This window comes from Streptomyces canus, from assembly GCF_030815415.1.
GTDB lineage: Bacteria > Actinomycetota > Actinomycetes > Streptomycetales > Streptomycetaceae > Streptomyces > Streptomyces canus_F.
Map to the genome: position 1 here is coordinate 9,772,280 of NZ_JAUSWW010000001.1, position 17,781 is coordinate 9,790,060.

Annotated in this window: 14 protein-coding genes and 2 pseudogenes; 9 read left to right on the forward strand and 7 right to left on the reverse strand. The window is 68.7% G+C overall.

Translation table 11 applies throughout. From position 1 onward, the window contains the following. The first annotated feature begins 620 nt into the window (after nt 1–620). Nucleotides 621–1,358, forward strand: a complete 738-nt coding sequence (locus QF037_RS45560; protein WP_307035816.1) for a beta-glucanase — start codon at nt 621–623, stop codon at nt 1,356–1,358. Nucleotides 1,359–1,622: 264 nt separating this feature from the next. Beyond that, on the forward strand, nt 1,623–2,126 hold the full coding sequence (locus tag QF037_RS45565; protein WP_307035818.1) for an N-acetyltransferase: 504 nt from the start codon (nt 1,623–1,625) through the stop codon (nt 2,124–2,126). Between the two features lie 709 nt (nt 2,127–2,835). Here the strand turns inward: QF037_RS45565 and QF037_RS45570 are convergent. The 5 genes and pseudogenes from QF037_RS45570 to QF037_RS45590 all read right to left on the reverse strand — a co-directional run bounded on the left by QF037_RS45570 (nt 2,836) and on the right by QF037_RS45590 (nt 9,523). Then, on the reverse strand, nt 2,836–3,480 hold the full coding sequence (locus QF037_RS45570; protein ID WP_307035820.1) for a dihydrofolate reductase family protein: 645 nt from the start codon (nt 3,478–3,480) through the stop codon (nt 2,836–2,838). Nucleotides 3,481–3,788: 308 nt separating this feature from the next. Next, nucleotides 3,789–4,526, reverse strand: a pseudogene (locus tag QF037_RS45575) (dienelactone hydrolase family protein). A gap of 221 nt (nt 4,527–4,747) precedes the next feature. Then, nucleotides 4,748–7,912, reverse strand: coding sequence for a family 78 glycoside hydrolase catalytic domain (locus tag QF037_RS45580; protein ID WP_307035822.1), 3,165 nt, complete (start codon nt 7,910–7,912; stop codon nt 4,748–4,750). 207 nt (nt 7,913–8,119) lie between these two features. Beyond that, entirely contained in the window at nt 8,120–8,470 is a 351-nt protein-coding gene (locus QF037_RS51190) for an aldo/keto reductase (protein WP_373463904.1), read from the reverse strand. 159 nt (nt 8,471–8,629) lie between these two features. Next, nucleotides 8,630–9,523, reverse strand: a complete 894-nt coding sequence (locus QF037_RS45590; protein ID WP_307035824.1) for a helix-turn-helix transcriptional regulator — start codon at nt 9,521–9,523, stop codon at nt 8,630–8,632. Between the two features lie 213 nt (nt 9,524–9,736). Between QF037_RS45590 and QF037_RS45595 the strand changes: the two genes are divergently transcribed. The 3 genes and pseudogenes from QF037_RS45595 to QF037_RS45605 form a co-directional block, all read left to right on the forward strand. Beyond that, nucleotides 9,737–10,060, forward strand: coding sequence for a carboxymuconolactone decarboxylase family protein (locus QF037_RS45595; RefSeq protein ID WP_307035826.1), 324 nt, complete (start codon nt 9,737–9,739; stop codon nt 10,058–10,060). A 30-nt stretch (nt 10,061–10,090) separates the two neighbouring features. Next, on the forward strand, nt 10,091–10,492 hold the full coding sequence (locus tag QF037_RS45600; protein WP_307035829.1) for a (R)-mandelonitrile lyase: 402 nt from the start codon (nt 10,091–10,093) through the stop codon (nt 10,490–10,492). Between the two features lie 33 nt (nt 10,493–10,525). Further along, nucleotides 10,526–10,769, forward strand: a pseudogene (locus QF037_RS45605) (alcohol dehydrogenase catalytic domain-containing protein); the annotation flags it as partial. Here the strand turns inward: QF037_RS45605 and QF037_RS51195 are convergent. Next, on the reverse strand, nt 10,747–11,202 hold the full coding sequence (locus QF037_RS51195; protein WP_373463905.1) for a helix-turn-helix domain-containing protein: 456 nt from the start codon (nt 11,200–11,202) through the stop codon (nt 10,747–10,749). The pseudogene QF037_RS45605 and the gene QF037_RS51195 sit on opposite strands and share 23 nt — an antisense overlap. 266 nt (nt 11,203–11,468) lie before the next feature. Further along, nucleotides 11,469–12,074, reverse strand: coding sequence for a lytic polysaccharide monooxygenase auxiliary activity family 9 protein (locus tag QF037_RS45615; protein WP_307035831.1), 606 nt, complete (start codon nt 12,072–12,074; stop codon nt 11,469–11,471). A 140-nt stretch (nt 12,075–12,214) separates the two neighbouring features. Between QF037_RS45615 and QF037_RS45620 the strand changes: the two genes are divergently transcribed. From QF037_RS45620 to QF037_RS45635, 4 genes are all read left to right on the forward strand, one after another. Continuing rightward, on the forward strand, nt 12,215–12,538 hold the full coding sequence (locus tag QF037_RS45620; RefSeq protein WP_307035833.1) for a hypothetical protein: 324 nt from the start codon (nt 12,215–12,217) through the stop codon (nt 12,536–12,538). A gap of 217 nt (nt 12,539–12,755) precedes the next feature. Continuing rightward, nucleotides 12,756–13,742 carry an NAD-dependent epimerase/dehydratase family protein gene (locus QF037_RS45625; protein ID WP_307035836.1) on the forward strand — a complete coding sequence of 329 codons (987 nt, stop codon included), beginning with the start codon at nt 12,756–12,758 and terminating at the stop codon, nt 13,740–13,742. Nucleotides 13,743–14,305: 563 nt separating this feature from the next. Next, the gene (locus tag QF037_RS45630) at nt 14,306–15,541 is read left to right on the forward strand and encodes an MFS transporter (protein ID WP_307035837.1); all 1,236 of its coding nucleotides are present in this window, start codon (nt 14,306–14,308) and stop codon (nt 15,539–15,541) included. 117 nt (nt 15,542–15,658) lie between these two features. Then, entirely contained in the window at nt 15,659–17,752 is a 2,094-nt protein-coding gene (locus QF037_RS45635) for an alpha-galactosidase (RefSeq protein ID WP_373463989.1), read from the forward strand. Nucleotides 17,753–17,781: the final 29 nt, after the last annotated feature.

Sequence of the window (17,781 nt, forward strand, 5' to 3'; positions counted from 1 at the left end):
TGGGACGTCATCACCTGGAACGCTGGTCAGTTCCGTCTGGCGGCCGGACATGACCTCACCTACCACCATGCGCTCGTCAGCTTGGTGAGGAGCCGCCGGTTCTCTTCGCGTTCGAAGCGGACGCGAGCGGTCGGGAGCCCGTCTCCTGCCTCATTGCCGCAGAGCGGTTCGAGGTCGTGCACGAGACCGTACTGAGGTACTGGCGGGACGACGCAGCCCCTGGTCAGCGCTTTGCTTCGTGGGTGCGGCCTCCGACGTAGCCAACGGGGCGAACTACGCGGCCACTTCAAGCGTGGCGAGAGCGGTCGGGAAGGCGGCGTGTTCGTCGAACAGAGCGCCTCACCCGCCAGGTCCAGGCGGGCGGCCCCTGAGGCTTGCACGACAGGCAGTTCTGCGAGGGCATCAGGGTCAGCGACTGCATGCTGGCTGGCGGGCCAGGGGCCGGTGTGGTTCCAGGGCAGGGTGTGCGCGTACGCCGGGCGTGACCGATGGCGTGCAGAGGCACTTCGTCACTCGCGAGGCTGAATTGCACGTCAGGTGTGGGCGGATGGCGCATGCCGGCGGGCGAGGTAGGAGAGACAACGGGGGCGAGGTTGTTGCTGACAGCAAGGAGAGCGCATGTGAGCGCCGTCGCGTTCATCGCCGATTTCGCCTCGGAACGCCAGTGGGTCGCGGGCCGGTCCTGGGCCTATCCGGACGGCGGGCCCACCAACCGGGGCGACAACAAACTCGATCACCTCACCGAGGACCCCGCCTACTCCCGGCTGGGGACCTTCCGGGCCCGGCGCAGGGCGGACGGCCTGTGGAACACCGGATTGCTGACCACCGAGGGGAGCGCCGAAGGGTTCATGGTGCGCACCGGGGACCGTCTGGAGGCCACTGTACGACTGCCCACCCGGCTGGGTGCCTGGCCCGCGATCTGGACCTGGCGGGACGGCGGCAACGAGGTCGACGTCTTCGAGTACCACCCCGACAACCCCGACCTCCTGGAGCTGACCAACCATGTACGGCAGGGCCAGAGTTACGTCAGCGATGACGCGGTGCGCCCGGGGGCGGCCCTCGAGCTGGGCGTGACGTTCGGCAGACACAGTGTGGTGTGGACCCTCAACGGTGAGGAGATCTTCGCCGACGGGCGGGGTGTGGGGTCCGACTGGCGGGCCTACCTCATCGTCAACCTGTCCGTATGCGCCGGCCGTTACCACCCCGCTCCCGAACCCGACGTCACCGAGATGTCGTACGAGGTCCCCAGTCTCGTGGTCACCCGGCCGTCCGAGGGCCAGCTGAGGGACGCCACGGCCGGAGGCGACCGGCCCGAGGGCGGACCGGCGGAGGAAGCCGCGCCCGCTGAACCCAGTTGACGACCGTGCACGAAGCTCGCTGCAGGTACCGGATGACGTCCCGCTGCCGGGCCATGACGTGACCGCACTTGCCACGTCAGCAACCGTCACGCTCGCCTCGGTCCGCAAACGAGCCGCCGATGCGGCCTTCGAGTTGGACAGCACCCTGTGGAGCAAGGGCCTGCGGCTGCTACGCAGGATCGGCACGCTGATGTCGCAGGGCCTGGCGATATACAGGGAAAATCCAGGAGAGCGGACGGCGGCGCGCTGCTACGGTCGGGCGCTATGAGCTGGCTCCCCGATGACTTCATCCACCCCGTCCTGGTACCGCTGCCCGGCAGCGGTCATCACCTGCGGCCGATCCGGGAGGCGGACACCCCGCTCGACTATCCGGCTGTGATGGGTTCGCGCGAGCGGCTGTGGACCATCTTCGGCCCAGCCTGGGGCTGGCCCGCGGCCACCATGACCTACGAGGCCGACCAGGCCGACCTGTTGCGGCACGAGAAGGAGATCGCCGCACACCAGTCGTTCAACTACGCGCTGTTCGACGCGGCGGAGACAGCTCTGCTCGGCTGCGTCTACATCGACCCACCGGAGAGGGCCGGCGCGGACGGCGAGATCTCCTGGTGGGTGGTGGACGAGCTGGTGGGCAGCAAGGTCGAGCAGGCCCTCGACGAGCTGGTGCCGCAGTGGATCGCCGCCGACTGGCCGTTCGAGCAGCCGCGCTTCCTCGGTCGCGAAATCTCCTGGTCGGACTGGCTCGCCCTGCCGGAGCACCCCGACGCGTAAGTAGCTTTTGTCGTGATGCTCCGGGGACTTGGTGCTCGAGCGGGCGTCTCGATTGGCTGGTCGTCGGGTGCTCAGCGCATGCGAGGAGGGACTCCTGGACAGCTCGCTGGTCTCCAATCACCGAGCACCAGGAAGCCCTGGTGTCGGAGGCTTGCGTGCCGATGCCCGTGCAGTCCACCGCGAGTACCGGGGAGTGCAACTGTCTGGCCCACGGGTTCGGAAACGCTGCCGACAATCGCCTGCGAGAGCGTCGGTATCCGAGCGACATCACTGCCAGCGCGTACGGCGCGGAGCGCAGGAATGCCGCCGCCTCGGCGCTGGACTCGAACAGGCAGTCGAGGGAGAACAGCACCCGGTCGACACCGACCGGCTGTGAACGACCGGCAGCCCGCATAGCCCGCCTTCTCTGCACAGTCCAGACATGATCCCGAAAGCAGGGCGTTCGCGGAGTACGGCGACATCGACGTACTGAACGTGGTTATGGGTTGCTGCACGACAGGTCCTGGGCGAGGTTCCCGTCGGGCCAGGGCAGCGGCCTCGCCGGGGTCGTCGAGCCGGGGCCACCGTCATCGGCCTGGCGAGCGCCACCACGCATGGCTTGCCCGGCACGGAGTCGTTCCGCTGGCCTACGGCAAAGGCGTCGGCGAAGGCATCCGCTGGGGCGGACGCCCCCTCGCCGTCGCAGCCTGAACTCGAGTGGGCCTTCGCATCACCTTCGCCAGAACAGGTGATGCGTCACGCCGCTCGGGCTGGGCACGACCTCCAGGTGGAACCGGTCGAGCAGTTCATCGGGGGAGTCCCACAGGCGTAGTCCGGACCCGAGCCTTACCGGCGAGACCGCCACATGCATGGTGTCGACGAGGTCAGCATCAAGGAACTGCCGGATGGTGGTGACCCCGCCGCCGAGTCGGACGTCCTTGCCCTGCGCCGCTTCCCGCGCCCGTGTGAGGACCGTGGCCGGGTCGCCGTCGACGAAGTGGAACGTGGTGTCGGAGAGCGTGAACGACGGACGCTTGTGGTGAGTCATGACGAACACCGGGGTGCGGAACGGGGGCTCCTCCCCCCACCAGCCGCGCCACTCATGGTCATTCCAGGGCCCGCGCTGGGGCCCGAACTTGTTGCGGCCCATGATCTCGACACCGATGTCGCGTGCGAAGTCTCGCGTGAAGTAGTCGTCGAGGCCCCGGCTCCCCCCGGCATCCGTGCGCATGGGCCAGCTCGCCGTGGCTCCGGCCCAGGCGAACAGCCTCTCGGGATGGTCGAGGCCGAACGGCCGCTCGAGACTCTGGTGCTCACCGGCACCGATTCCGTCACTCGAGACGTTGAAGTTCATGACTCTCAGCAGTTGATCCACGTGTTTCCTCGTCAGGTCCTGTCGCATCATCGTGTGGCGGGGCGCCGCACATCATGACGTCGAACGGGACATGGCCGGATCGACAGCAGCCCGCAACTTTTTCCAAGGCCCGTCAGGAAGCGGCCTCGTTGGCGGTCTCACTGTGCTGGCGACGTGCGAAGTCACATCAAGATCCACTCATTGTCCCTGTGGCGCGTATCTCGGTTGGACCCCTTGGATGCGGTGGACCGCCGCGGGTCGCGAGGATCACGGCAGGGGCTCCGTCGGCCCGATGCGGAACAGGCCTGGCGCCAGGCTGTTTGCCTGGGTCATGCCCGCAGATCTTCCGTCACGGGCAGGCACTCGGCGAGCAGGTCGACGACGTCGCGCCAGGCTCGCTGCGCGTGCTGCGGGTGGTAGCCGACGCCGGGGACCGTGGGGTGGTCGACCGGCGGGTGGTGGAAGGCGTGCAAGGCGCCGCCGTAGACCGTGAGGCGCCAGTCGACGCCTGCGGCCTGCATCTCGGCGGTGAACGCGTTCCGTTGTGCGGGCGGCATGATCGGGTCTTCCGACCCGACCCCGGCCCACACCGGGCAGCGGATGCGCGCGGCCTCGCCCGGTCGGCCCGTGGTAGTTGCGTTGATGGTGCCGATGGCGCGCAGGTTGACGCCGTCGCGCCCGAGTTCCAGCCCGATGGCGCCTCCGGTGCCGTAGCCGACGGCGGCGATCCGGTCGGGGTCGGTCCGCGGTTCGGTGCGCAACACGTCGAGTGCCGCATGGCCGATGCTCCGCATCCGGTCGGGATCAGCGAGCAGCGGCAGTCAGCGGGCCAGCATCTCCTGGGGGTCGCTCAAGTAGCGCCCGCCGTGGAGGTCGAAGGCCAGCGCTATGTATCCCCGTTCGGCGAGAGCATCGGCCCGGCGGCGCTCGACGTCGCTGAGCCCCGTGCCCTCTGGTCCGAGCAGCACGGCGGGCCGGCGGTCGACACCGGCCGGGAGCGCGAGGTGCCCGATCATCGTCAGACCGTCGGCCGGGTACTCGACAGTACGCGTCGTAATCGTCGTCATGAGACGGGACTGTAGTGATCGTCGAGCCCGGGCCGGCCGGTGTTCTGCCGCTGGCAGAGCAGCGCGTGTCCCCGCCAATCCGGCGAACCATCGCGGTCAGAGCACCAGGCGGTCCAGGTGACCTTGACGGAGGTCCGGATCTGCCGTGCCTGGCCTGTTCGATCGCGGTCGGCGGGCCCGGCGTGTCCGGGCCCGCCATCAGGTCACGCGGCTCTCCGGGCCTACTCGCCCTCTCCGCGGGCGGTGTCGACGCCGAAGTCATAGGACCCCGAGCCGATCTCGAAGACGGCGGCCCCCTTCTCCATGCGCAGGAAGCGGACTGACTTGGTGGCGTCGGCCGGTCGGCCGGCCTCGGTGACCGCCGCGGGGGTGTTCGTCGGCACATGGACCTCCGCGACGGTGTTGACCGGGACGGTCACCTTCAGGTTGATGGCGCCGTTGTGGGTGCTCCACTTCGATGACAGGCGGCCGTAGACGGTGGTGAGGCTTCCGGTCCCTTGCGTCAGGTTTCCGCCGGGTACCGGTGCGATCCGGGAGCGCTTGTAGCCGGGCTCGAGCGCGGAGATGCCGCCGATGTTCTGGAACATCCAGTCACCCACGGCACCGTAGGCGTAGTGGTTGAAGGAGTTCATGTCGACCGGGCCGAAGTCGCCGTTGGGCATGATCGAGTTCCAGCGCTCCCACATGGTGGTGGCACCGTTGGCGACTTCGTAGCCCCAGGACGGGTAGTCCTTGTGCAGCAGCATCTTGTAGGCCAGGTCGTCGCGGTCGATCCTGCTCAGCGCGGGCAGCAGCAGCGGCGTGCCGATGAAGCCGGTCCGCAGGTGGTCGTCGGTGAGCGCCAGTTTGGCCACGAACTTCTCCCCGACCTTGTCGACCAGTGCCGGATCCGAGACCAGGTTCATGGCGAGGGCCATCGCGTACCCGGTCTGGGAGTTGCCCTTGACGGTGCCGTCGGCTGCGACATAGGCCTTGGTGAAGGCGTCGCGGATGTCGGCGGAGAGCTTGCCGTAGTCGGACGCCGCCGCGTCATCGCCCAGGGCCTTGGCCGTCTCCGCCATCATGCGGGCGTTCTCGGCGTAGTAGGCCGTGCCCAGGATGCCCTGCTCGGTCGGGTCGTCCAGGTTCAGCCAGTCGTTGGTGAAGAAGGTGGTGCGGCCGGGCTCGAGCAGGTCCGGTCCGGCGCTGGTGCGCACGAACTGGAAGAACTTCTGCATGGCGGGGTAGTTCTCCCGCAGGATGCGGGTGTCGTCGTAGGAACGCCATACCTGGTACGGCACCGTGATCATCACGTCGGACCATCCGACACCGCTGTCGCCGAACTGGCCCTGAGGGGTCGGTACGACCGCCGGCAAGTCGCCGTTGGCGTACTGGGAGTTGCGTACGTCCGCCATCCAGTGGGACAGGAACGCGCGGGTGTCGACCAGGTAGTTGGCCGTCGGCGCGAACAGGCTGATGTCGCCCGTCCATCCCAGACGTTCGTCGCGGGCCGGGGTATCGGTGGGGATGGAGAGGAAGTTGCCGCGTTGGCTCCAGGAGATGTTGCTCACCAGTTGGTTGAGCATACTGTCCGAGGTCTTCAGCGTGCCGGTGGCGGGGAGGTCGGACCCCCATACGACGCCCTTGACGTCCAGGAGAGCGGGGGGCTCGTCCACCCCGGTGATCTCGATGTAGCGGAATCCGTGCTGGGTGAAGGTGGGTTCGTAGGTGACTGTTCCGGTCTCGGCGAAGGTGTAGCGGTCGGTGACCTTGGCACTGCGGAAGTTGTCGGTGTAGAGGGTGCCGTTCTTGTTGAGCACTTCCGCGTAGCGGATCTTGACTGTCTGGCCGGCGGAGCCGGTCAGCTTCAGCCGTGATACGCCGACCATGTTCTGACCGAGGTCGTATACGTAGGTCCCGGAGGTGGGCTCGGTCATCTTCCGGGCCCGGAGCACCTGGGTCCGGCGCACCGGCTCGTCGCTCTGCGGCACGAGGAGGGCGGTCTGCGAGTCCAGGCTCGCGGCGGGCTCCCACTTCGCGTCGTCGAATCCTGGCCGGCTCCAGCCCGAAGGCTCCAGACGAGCGTCGTACGTCTCGCCGTCCTGCAAGTCGGCCCTCACGAAAGGCCCGTCCGACGCCTTCCATGAACCGTCCGTGGCGATCCACTGGACGGAACCGTCGGTGTAGGTGATGCGCATCTTCGCCACGAGAGCGGGGGTGCCTCCGTACTGGTGAGTCCAGCCGAGCCCGACCTTGCCGCCCCACCAACCGTCCGCCAGCGAAGCGCCGATCACGTTGTCGCCGCTGTCGAGCAGTTTCGTGACGTCGTAGGTCTGGGACTGGATGCGCTTGTGGTAGTTGGTCCAGCCCGGGGCGAGCACCTGGTCGCCGACCGTCTTGCCGTTGAGCTCCAGCTCGTAGAGGCCGAGTGCGGACGCGTAGACGCGCGCGGAGGCGATCTTCTTGCCGGTCTTGGTCGCGAAGCCCTTGCGCAGCAGCGGCTGCGGCCGGGACGCGGGTGCGTAGAGGGCGTCCGTGGTTCCGGACACAGCGAGGGCGGAGTCGGCTATCTCACCGCCGGTGAACGGGTTCCGGCCGGACGCGAAGTCGGTGTCCAGCAGCGTGTCACCGTCGGAGCCGGTGACAACGGCGTCGTAGACGGTTCCGCGTTCGTCGCAGCACGCGTGGGTGCGGAAGCCTATGTAGCCCTTCGCAAAGGTGGAGTCGGTGAAAGTGCTGACCAGCTTGCCGTCGAGGGTCGTCTTGATGGTGGTCCCCGCCACGTCGTAGCGGACGGTGTGGCGGTCGGCGAGGAGAGTCGCGTCGGTGAAGCCGTAGGGCGCGAGATCCACCTCCTGAACCAGGGTGTAGTTGCCGCTGACTTGCTTGTGCAGTCTCAACATCGGTGTCGGGCCCGTGACGTTGAGCTGCCACATGTACCCGTTGCTCACATCCGAGGCACGCAGGAACATGCCGAAAGCAGCGCTGTCCAGCTTGAACTCGACCGTGGCGGTGTAGTCCGTCCACTTGTCCAGTTCGCTCGGAGCCGCACGGCGAGTGATCCACTGGGCGCCGTCCCAGTCGGCGGAGTCCAGCAGGCCGGTCTCGAAGTACGCGGTCGCGCTCCACGGACTCGCGACTCCCTTGTCGTCCCAGGCCCGAACACGCCAGTAGTAACGGGTTCCCGCCTCCAGGGCAGGCCCGCCGTACCCCACGCCGACCTGGCGGTCGGACTCCACCCTGCGGGACGACCACACATCGGCCGCGCCCGGCCTGCGTCCGACCTGGATCTCGTAGGCCGTCTGCGACGTCCCCCGCCGGGCCGAAGCCAACTGCCAGCCGAGGACCGGGTCTTCACCGCCGATGCCCAGCGGGTTCACCCGGCCGTTGGCAGTCAGGGCCTTCACGGAGAACGGCTCGTCCGATGGGGGAGTCGACGCGGCGGGGGATACGGACGTTGGCAGGATCGACGCGGCCGCGACCACGGCACACATGACAAGACCTCTCAGGAGTACGAGCAATAGCGGGCGTTCGCGGAGCATGACATCTCCTCGCTGAATCGTTTCATGAATGTTCGCGGCTGATGACGTCGCGAAGCAAGGTGTGTTGCGGGGTCAATTCGCTGCACCGCTCAGCACCGTCTTGAGTTCGGCAGTGGCATCGGCACCGCCGTCTTCGATCAGGACCGCCGTGGGCCACGGCCGTTGGAGCATTGTCACCGTCGCTTCGGACAGGCCGAAGTGCCCTACCTTGCCGTCCTGTACGAGCTCTGTGACGGCGCCCGCGACGTCCTCGATCGGAACGTCGGGATCGACCCGGTGCTCGTAGAAGAGGTCGATCGTGTCCATGCGTAGTCGGCGCAGAGAGGTGTCGGCGACCCGCTTGGCCTGCTCCGTTCGACTGTCGAGCCGAAAGAGGTGCTTTGTGATGCCCCGGTCGACGGCGCTACGGATCACGGCGAGCATGTCCTGCCGATTGCTGATTGCCGGGGTGGGGGCCGCAACTCGGGGACATGCGCATGCAGTCAAGCCCCATGGCCGAGACCTCAAGGCTCTGGGCGAGGGACGAGTGTGCGCTGTGGCGCCTCCTCGCGGTGATTGCGGACCTGCCGCCGAGGCCGTTGTTCAGCGGCTGGTCGAGCGGTCGACGGCAGCGGAGGGATCCTCAGTGGCGGCCCAGGCGGCCCAGGCGGCCAGCAGCTGCAGCGCGTCGTAGGCCGGGGTGTGCGGGGCGGCGCTGTACGCGGTCAGGGTCAGGCCGGGCTGTGCGGGCAGTTCCATGGCGTCGAAGTCCAGGGTGATCTCGCCGACGGCCGGGTGACGGAACGACTTGCGGCCGGTGTGGTGCAGGCGCACGTTGTGCTTGGCCCACGCGGTGCGGAACTCCTCGCTGCGGGTGACGAGTTCACCGATCAGCCCGGTCAGATCGCTGTCGCCTGGAGCCCGTCCGGCCTCGGTGCGCAGCAGCGAGACGGTTGTGTTCACGGACTGCTCCCAGTCCGGAAAGAAGTCACGGCCGTGCGGATCCAGGAACTGGAAGCGCGCGACGTTGATCGGGCGCGGGGCGTCATCGGTGAACAGCGGTGCGTACAAGGCGCGGCCGAGGTGGTTGATCGCGAGGATGTCGAGGCGGCCGTTGCGGATGAAGGCCGGGGAGTCGGTCATGGAGTCCAGGACGCGCAGGACGCTGTCCGGGAGCGGACCTCGAGTGCGTTTGGTACGGCGGAAGGGGCGTCTGGCGACGGCGCGGGCCAGGTCGTAGAGGTGAGCGCGTTCGGCTTCGTCGAGTTGCAGGGCGTTCGAGAGGGCGTCGAGGACTTCCTCGGAGGCTCCGGCGAGGTGGCCGCGTTCGAGGCGAACGTAGTAGTCGACGCTGACGCCGGCGAGCATTGCGACTTCCTCGCGGCGTAGACCGGGCACGCGCCGGTTGCCGCCGTAGGCGGGCAGCCCGGCCTGCTGCGGGGTGATCTTGGCGCGGCGAGAGGCCAGGAATTCGCGGATGTCGCTCTCGGTACTCACGTGTTCCAGGCTAGGCGGGCGGGCGCGGACGAGGGGGGTTCTGTCAGTACCTGGAACAGCCGTACCTTCCACACGCGCGTGACCTGCGGTTACCTCGGTAGTGGCCGCTGCGGCGGCGCCCGGGACGAGAGGTCTCGGGCTGCTGGGACGGGCACCTGGCTACAGGCTTGCGGTGCCCGCTTCCACGACGTTTGTGAGCGAAGGAGTCGTCTGATGGCGAAGCAGTCCGCACCCCAGGAACTGGCCGGAATCGCGCCCAAGCTCGTCGAGGTCACCAATGAGGTCCTCTTCGGCGACGTCTGGGAGCGGGCGGAGCTCTCCCCGCGGGATCGCAGCCTGGTCACCGTGAGCGTGCTTGCCGCGCTGTACCGCGGCGAGCAGCTCGGCTACCACCTTCGTGTGGCGCTGGAGAACGGGCTGAGTGTGGAGGAGCTGTCCGAGGCAATCACGCACCTCGCCTTCTACGCCGGCTGGCCGAACGCCATGACCGCGATCACCCTGCTCAAGGAGATCGCAGACGAGCAGACCGCGGCCTGACCGCGAGACCGGCGAAGAGGAGCACCGCTGATGGAATTGTTGAACAAGCAGCCGACGATGAAGCTGCCCGCCCAGTGGTTCACTGGCGACGCCTGGGCGGATGTGATCTACCGAGGTGAAGAGCCCTCCCGCGCCCGCGCCAACGCCGTGCGGTTCGCGCCCGGCGCCCGGACCGCCTGGCACAGCCATGGCCTGGGCCAGACCCTCTATGTCGTCGAGGGCATCGCCCTGATCCAGTCCCGCGGTGGCGAGATCCTCGAAGCCCGTCCGGGCGACGTGATCTGGACTCCGCCGGGCGAGGAGCACTGGCACGGCGCCGCTCCGGACCACTTCATGACGCACATCGCGCTATGGGAGACCGACGAGGTCGACTGGCTCGAACACGTCGGCGATGACGAGTACGGCGGCCCGCGTACCAGCGCCCGCCGCTGATCCGAACCCGGGCAACTTGCGAGGAGCATCATCATGCGCGGAGCCGTTCTCCACGCTCCCGGGGACGTGCGCTTCGAGGAGCGTGCCCACCCGACGATCATCAACACGACCGACGCGGTCATTCGTACCGCCGCGACCTGTGTGATGCTCGGACCTGTGGGACTACCGCGGTATCAACCCGGTTGAGCAGCCAACCCCGTTCGGTCACGAGTACGTCGGCATCGTCGAGGAAGTCGGCAGCGAGGTGACTACCGTCAAGCCAGGGCAGTTCGTTGTTCATCGCCGGCCCGCCTACGCCGCCCTGTTCGCCTGCCTCTCCGGGGCGACCTACATCCGCCAAGGCAACTACGGGTGATCTTCGGCTCCATCGGCGGTCGCACCGCCGAGCGGTGGACCCTGGCGGGCGTGGTGATGTCCGGGCAGCTTGCGGGACGGGCCGGGCTGCACCACAGCGTGCGGCCTTTCGCCGTCCGTGACCACCATGGATGTGACGGCGTTCTGCCTGTTGCCGGAGACGAACTTGTCCCGGGCCTTGCGCCCTTCCCGCTCGCGTCGAGGTGGTTGACGACCTCGGCCAGGTACCGCAGCCGCACCGCGTTGACGGCCCGGGTGATCGTGGAGCGGTCCGCGCCGAACGAGCAGGCCTGCACGTTGTGGGTGACCCCGGGGCGCAGATGGACAAGCGTGACCAACAGCCGGTCGACGAACACCAGCCGGTGGTTCGCACCGACACCCAAAGCCCGCTTCCGCGGCCGGGAGGCAAGCCTGACTTGGTGACGCTCGTGCCACAACGGCCCGATCTCGCCGACGAGTTCGGCATCACTCCGGCCGTCAGGCCCGTGCTCGTCAGGAGCGCGGGAAACCCCGTCGGGGCAGGGTGACCAGATGGGTCTCTCACCCCGACGGAGCTCGGTCGGCCGGGCGGCGGGTTATCGGCGCCCGGCAGAGGCCGGTGCCGTGTGCGGCGCTGGCCGGATCAGCCGAAGTTCACGTCGCTGCACCACATGTAGGCCTGGTCCAGGTGCGAGGCCTGCCAGATGACGAACAGGATGTGGTGTCCGGTGTAGCCGGAGGTCTGGATGGGGAACGTGATGTCCTGCGCCGGGGCGAAGCGGCCGGTCTGCGTGATGAAGTCGAGGTTGCTCCAGCCCAGGGTCTGGGTCTGGGGGTTGAAGCCCTGCTTGCTCACGTAGACCTTGAAATAGTCGGCACCGTGGGACGCCTGGTCGTACAGGTGGACCGAGAAGTTGTTGCCGACGGTGGTGGTCTTCCACGGCCCGGGCTTGTCCAGGCTGGCGTTCCTCGAGAGATTGTTGCTGCAGAGCGTCCCGTCGGGGGTCCGCGCCTCGAACTGGCCACCGAGGCCGTCGCGTAGCGCGCTCATCCAGTTCCACATGGTGTCGGCGTTGGCCTGGAAGGCCTGCCAGCACATGGGGTCTTCGGTCTGCATGGCCGGGTTCGTGTGGTTGCTGCCCCACGTCTTCCAGCACTGGTACGCGCGGGAGGCGGGGTCGACGATGGTGCCGTGGGCCTGGGCGGGGGCCGACCAGGTGAGGGCGCCGACAACCAGGGCGAACAGCATGACGAGCGCCTGGAGAGGCCGGCGGAGGGGTGATCGCGAACGCCCGGTTAACGGACTCTGTGTGCGCATGTGGGGGGACTCCTTCCAGTTGCAAGGCTATGGGAGCGCTCCCAACGCTAGGACTTCTGAGGGAGATGTCAATGAAGCAAACCGAGTTGATTACCGGGGTGGGCGGCGAGCAGGGAATCTGTCGTGAGTCGGGAGTCAGAACCGTTCCCGGGACCGGAAAACGAGGATGGCCTGCGGTTCCCGAAGCCGGACTGGAGGCGACCTCGCAGAAGTACGCACACCTGACGCTGACAGTGAATTCCCGGGACCTCTACCAGCACGTGCCGTCGCAGGACCACACCATCCACCTTTTTTCACGCCCAGACCCGGAAGGTGACCAGACAGCCCACGTCCACTGGCTCGCCCATCAAGTAGGCGGCCGGTTCACCGGCAGGATGGAGTCCGCGTACCTGTAACCCCTCAGCAAACAGGCAAAACCGCCGTCTCCAGCTGCCTCTGTCACCTGATCGGCCGGACAACTCCCCGTCTTCCAGCGCGACTTCGTGAGCGGGTATGTCGACGCTTCGGCGGGCCGACGCCATTGCGCGAGAGGTCTGATCGATCTGATGGGTGACCATCTGCTGTCAGCGAATCTGCCTGGCCGGGCGGTGATCCCGGTGCTTGTGTGTCGGTATGGAGATCCTGGTTCTGGGCGGAACGGCGTGGGTAGGTCGGGAGTTGTCGCGGCAGGCGATCGAACGCGGCCATCGGGTGACCTGCCTCGCGCGTGGCGAGAGCGGAGACGTCGCGGACGGAGCGACACTGGTCGCCGCCGACCGCCGCGATCCGTCGGCGTACGAGCCCCTGCTCGACCGGGTCTGGGACGCGGTCGTCGAGGTGTCATGGCAGCCGGGCTTCGTTCGCGGAGCGCTCGACGTACTGGGCAGCAAGGCCGGGCACTGGGTGTACGTCTCGTCCGGCAACGCCTACGCCTCCCACGCCACCCCGGGGGCGGACGAGTCCGCGGCGTTGCTCGCCCCAACCGACCGGAGCGAGGCCGACCGCGAGGTGTACGGCGAGGCGAAGGTCGCCTGTGAGCAGGCGTCGACGGCCGCTGGGGGAGACCGCCTCCTCATCGCACGCGCCGGGCTCATCGGCGGCCCGGGCGATCACAGCGGGCGTTCCGGTTACTGGGTCGCCCGCGCAGCACACGATCCGCGTGGGCCGATGCTGATCCCCGACACACCGGCCATGCCGACCCAGGTGGTCGATGTGAGGGACCTCAGCTCCTGGTTGCTCGACTGCGCGGAGACGGGAACCACCGGCACGTACAACGCTGTCGGTCCGGTCGTTCCGTTCGGAGAGTGGATCGAGCTGTGCCGCGCCATCGGCGGGCACACCGGTCCGGTGATCCCCGCCGAATCGGCGTGGCTGCTCGCCAACGGCGTGGCCCAGTACATGGGATGTGAATCGCTGGCGATGTGGCTGGTCGAGCCGGGCATGGAGGGGTGGTCGGCCCGGGACGGGTCCGCAGCACGCGCCGTGGGGCTGCATCACCGGCCCCGGGCGGAGATGCTGGCCGACACGCTGCGCTGGGAACGCGAGCAGGGGCTGGACCGGGAAAGGCGCGCAGGCCTCAGCGCGCGACGCGAGCGCGAGTTGCTCGATGCCCTCGGCTGACGGCGCTGGACCGGTCGCGCACACCCGAGCATCTCTACAGGCACCTTCCGTTCTGATTTACCGATCTCGTGGTGGGCCGGCCGATAGCCGGTACGGCCACCGCGTGATCATCGAGGGTTGCGTGGATTCCTGACGATCGTGCGGTGGCCACAGGCCATAGCGCGGATCCTGCCCGTTGGCGGGCGATGCTCGACCAGGCTATGGCCCGAATAGCGGGCCGGATCGCGTCGGAACCAGCCGGGCGAGATCCTCCGCCGCGCCGACCGCACGGGCCGGGGCGGCGTACGGCGTCAGGGCGGGCGGGCGCGCCCTGACGCCCCGGTGTGGGGCCGATCGCCGCCACGAGAGGCCGCGAAGCTGCCCGGCTACGCCTCTGGCGGGACGCCACCCCTGACGCTCTCCCGGTAACTGGTGGACGGAGAAATTCGCATACGCGGACCCTTTGCATCCGGCAAGGGAGATTTTCCTCCCCCTCACAGAACGGATATCCGGTGCGAGGCTGTGCGGCGTCAGCACTCCCCGCGGCCAGTCGCGGTCCGCTCCGGAAAGAGAACACCACTCAGATGCCACCCCTGACCGACGACCGATCCGCCAGGCTGCCTTTCGTCGTCCTGGTGCTGGCAGCCGGGATCTTTCTGATGGGCACCACCGAGTTCGTCATCGCGGGCCTGCTGCCCGAGATCTCGGACGATCTGGGCGTCAGCGTGTCCCACGCGGGGCTGCTGATCACGGCCTTCGCGGCAGGCATGATCGTCGGCGCGCCGGCGATGGCGATCGCGACGCTGCGCCTGCCGCGGCGGTTCACGCTGGTCCTCGCGCTCACCGTCTTCGCGGTCGGCCACGTGGTCGCCGCCCTCAGTCCGTCCTTCGCGGTCGTGCTCGCGGCTCGCGTGGTGACCGCACTGGCCACAGGTACCTTCTGGTGCGTCGCCGCAGTCGTGGCGACAACCGCGGCCGGACCGGCAATGACGTCCCGGGCCCTGGGCATGCTGCTCGGGGGCATGACCGTGGCCAACATCGCCGGCGTACCGCTGGGCTCGTGGCTGGGGCAGGTATCCAACTGGCGGGGGCCGTTCTGGGTCCTCGCCGCCCTGTCAGCCGCCGCGGCGGCGGTCATCGGCCGGTACATCCCCGATGAGGAGCGGTGCGAAGCGCGTTCGGTTCGGGCTGAGTTCGCCGTGCTGCGCCAGGGCCGGGTCTGGCTGGCGCTGAGTGCCATCGCGTTGCTCATGGGAGGTGTCCTGGCGACCTACACCTACATCTCGCCCCTGCTCACCGAGCGGGCCCAGATACCCGCCGCGGCTGTGCCCCTGGTCCTGACCGGCTACGGTGCGGGCGCCCTGCTGGGCACCACGGTCGGCGGGCGCCTGGGTGACCGTCGGCCGCTCGCCACCCTCATCACGGCCGCCGCCGCGACCAGCCTGATCCTGCTTCTGCTGGTGTTCTTCTCCACGAGCCCCGTGGTGACCGTCGTCCTGGTGACGGTCATGGGGGTGACCGCGTTCGCCGCCTCCCCGGTGCTCGGCGCGCTGGTCAGGCGCTTCGCCGGTTCCGCGCCCACGCTCGCCTCCGCGCTGGCCAGTTCGTCGTCCAACGTGGGCGTCGCCGTCGGCTCCTGGGCGGCAGGCATCGCCCTGGCCTCACCACTGCGGCAGGCCGGGCCTCCGCTGGTCGGCACGGTGACGGCCGCCCTGACCCTCGTACCGCTGACCGCACTCGTGCTGATGCGCGCCACCCGATCTGACGACCACGCCGTCACCAGCGACCCTTCACCCCGTGGTCGAGCCCGGGTGGGGTGAAGAAGCCGCACCCCACATATCCCCTTAGTGAGACTGCCGAGAGGGGCCATCGTGACTACTCCGACCGAAGCCGCAGCCGAGGGCATCATTCATCTCCGCGCAGCAGGTGTGAGCCTGATACTCGACCTGCGGGGCAACGGTCTGCCCGCCGTTCTGCACTGGGGCGCCGACCTCGGTGACCTCAGCCGCCAGGACCTGCACCGGTTGGCCGAGGCCGTCACCATGCCGCCGATGCCGGGATTCCCCGACGCCGTACCGCGTGCCGCACTGCTGCCCGAACACGGCACCGGCTGGCCCGGACAGCCCGGACTCACGGGACACCGTCAGGGAGCCGACTGGTCACCCCTGTTCACCCGCGACTCACTGGAACTGGATGCCGCAGCACCATCCGTGAAGGTGCGGGCCACCGACGCCGCAGCCAGGCTCAGCCTGGTACTGGAAGCCGGACTCACCCCGTCCGGCCTCGTGCGCATGCGAGCCGCCGTACGCAATGACGACCCAAACCGCGGCTACACCCTCGACGGCCTGCTGCTCGCCCTGCCGGTACCCGACTCCGCCACCGAACTGCTCGACCTCACCGGCCGCTGGTGTCGCGAACGCGCCCCGCAACGCCGGCCCTTCACCCACGGCACCTGGCTGCGCGAGACCCGCAGTGGGCGCACCGGCCACGACGCCCCTCTTGTCCTGGCGGCCGGCACACCCGGCTTCGGCTTCGGCACCGGCCAGGTATGGGGCCTGCACCTGGCCTGGAGCGGGAACCACCGCGTACTGGCCGAGCGACTCCCCGCCGGTCGTCCGGTCATCGCCGCAGGCGAACTGCTCCTGCCGGGCGAGCTGATCCTCGCCCCCGGCGAGGAGTACACCGGCCCGTGGCTCTACGCCTCCCACAGCGACCAGGGGCTCGACGGCCTCTCCGCCCGCTTCCACGACCACCTCCTCGCCCGCCCCGAACACCCCCGCAGCCCACGCCCGGTCGTGCTCAACACCTGGGAAGCCGTCTACTTCGACCACGACCTCGACCGCCTCACCCACCTCGCCGACCGAGGCGCCGAGGCCGGCGTGGAGCGTTTCGTCCTGGACGACGGCTGGTTCCGCCACCGTCGAGACGACCGGGCCGGACTCGGCGACTGGTACGTCGACGAGACCGTCTGGCCGACGGGACTTCATCCGCTCATCAGCCACGTTCGCGGCCTCGGCATGGAGTTCGGCCTGTGGGTCGAGCCGGAAATGGTCAACCCCGACTCCGACCTGGCCCGCGCCCACCCCGAATGGATCCTGGCCACCGGTGGCCGCACCCCCGCCGACCGCCGCTCCCAGCAGGTCCTGGACCTCACCCACCCCGAGGCGTACGCCCACATCCTGCAGCGGCTCGACGCCCTGCTCAGCCAGTACGACATCGACTACCTCAAGTGGGACCACAACCGCGAACTGGTCGACGCCGGCCACGCACCGGGCGGCGAGCCCGCCGTGCACGCCCAGACCCTCGCCGTCTACGCCCTGCTGGACGAACTGCGCCGACGCCACCCCGGCCTGGAGATCGAGTCCTGCGCAAGCGGCGGCGGACGCGTCGACCTCGCCATCCTGGAGCGCACCGACCGCGTCTGGGCCAGCGACTGCAACGATGCCCTGGAACGCCAGTCGATCAATCGCTGGACCCAGCTGCTCCTGCCGCCCGAACTCATCGGCTCGCACGTCGGCGCCGCCCGTTCTCACACCACCGGTCGCACCCACGACCTGGCCTTCCGGGCGGGCACCGCGCTCTTCGGTCACCTCGGCATCGAATGGGACCTCACCCGCACAACCGAGACCGAACGCGCCGAACTGGCGCACTGGATCACCCTGTACAAACAGCTGCGCGGGCTGCTGCACACCGGCCGCGTCGTACGCATCGACCACCCCGACCCGGCCCTGTGGGCCCACGGCGTCATCTCCCACGACCGCACGGAAGCCATCTTCGCCCTCACCGCCATGGCCACCCCGATCTCCGCCCAGCCCGGCACGCTACGACTGCGCGGCCTCGATCCCGACGCCACTTACCGCCTGCGCCCGCTGCCGCCCGCCGACCAGGCACCCGGCATGGCACGCGGCACCCCCGCATGGTGCACCAGCGACGGAATCACCGTCCCGGGCAGCGTCCTGGAACGCGTCGGGCTCCAGATCCCCAACCTCCACCCGGAACAACTGCTTCTGCTGCGGCTGTCGAAAGCCTGACCCCGCCGCCCTCGGTCTCCGCAGGCCCT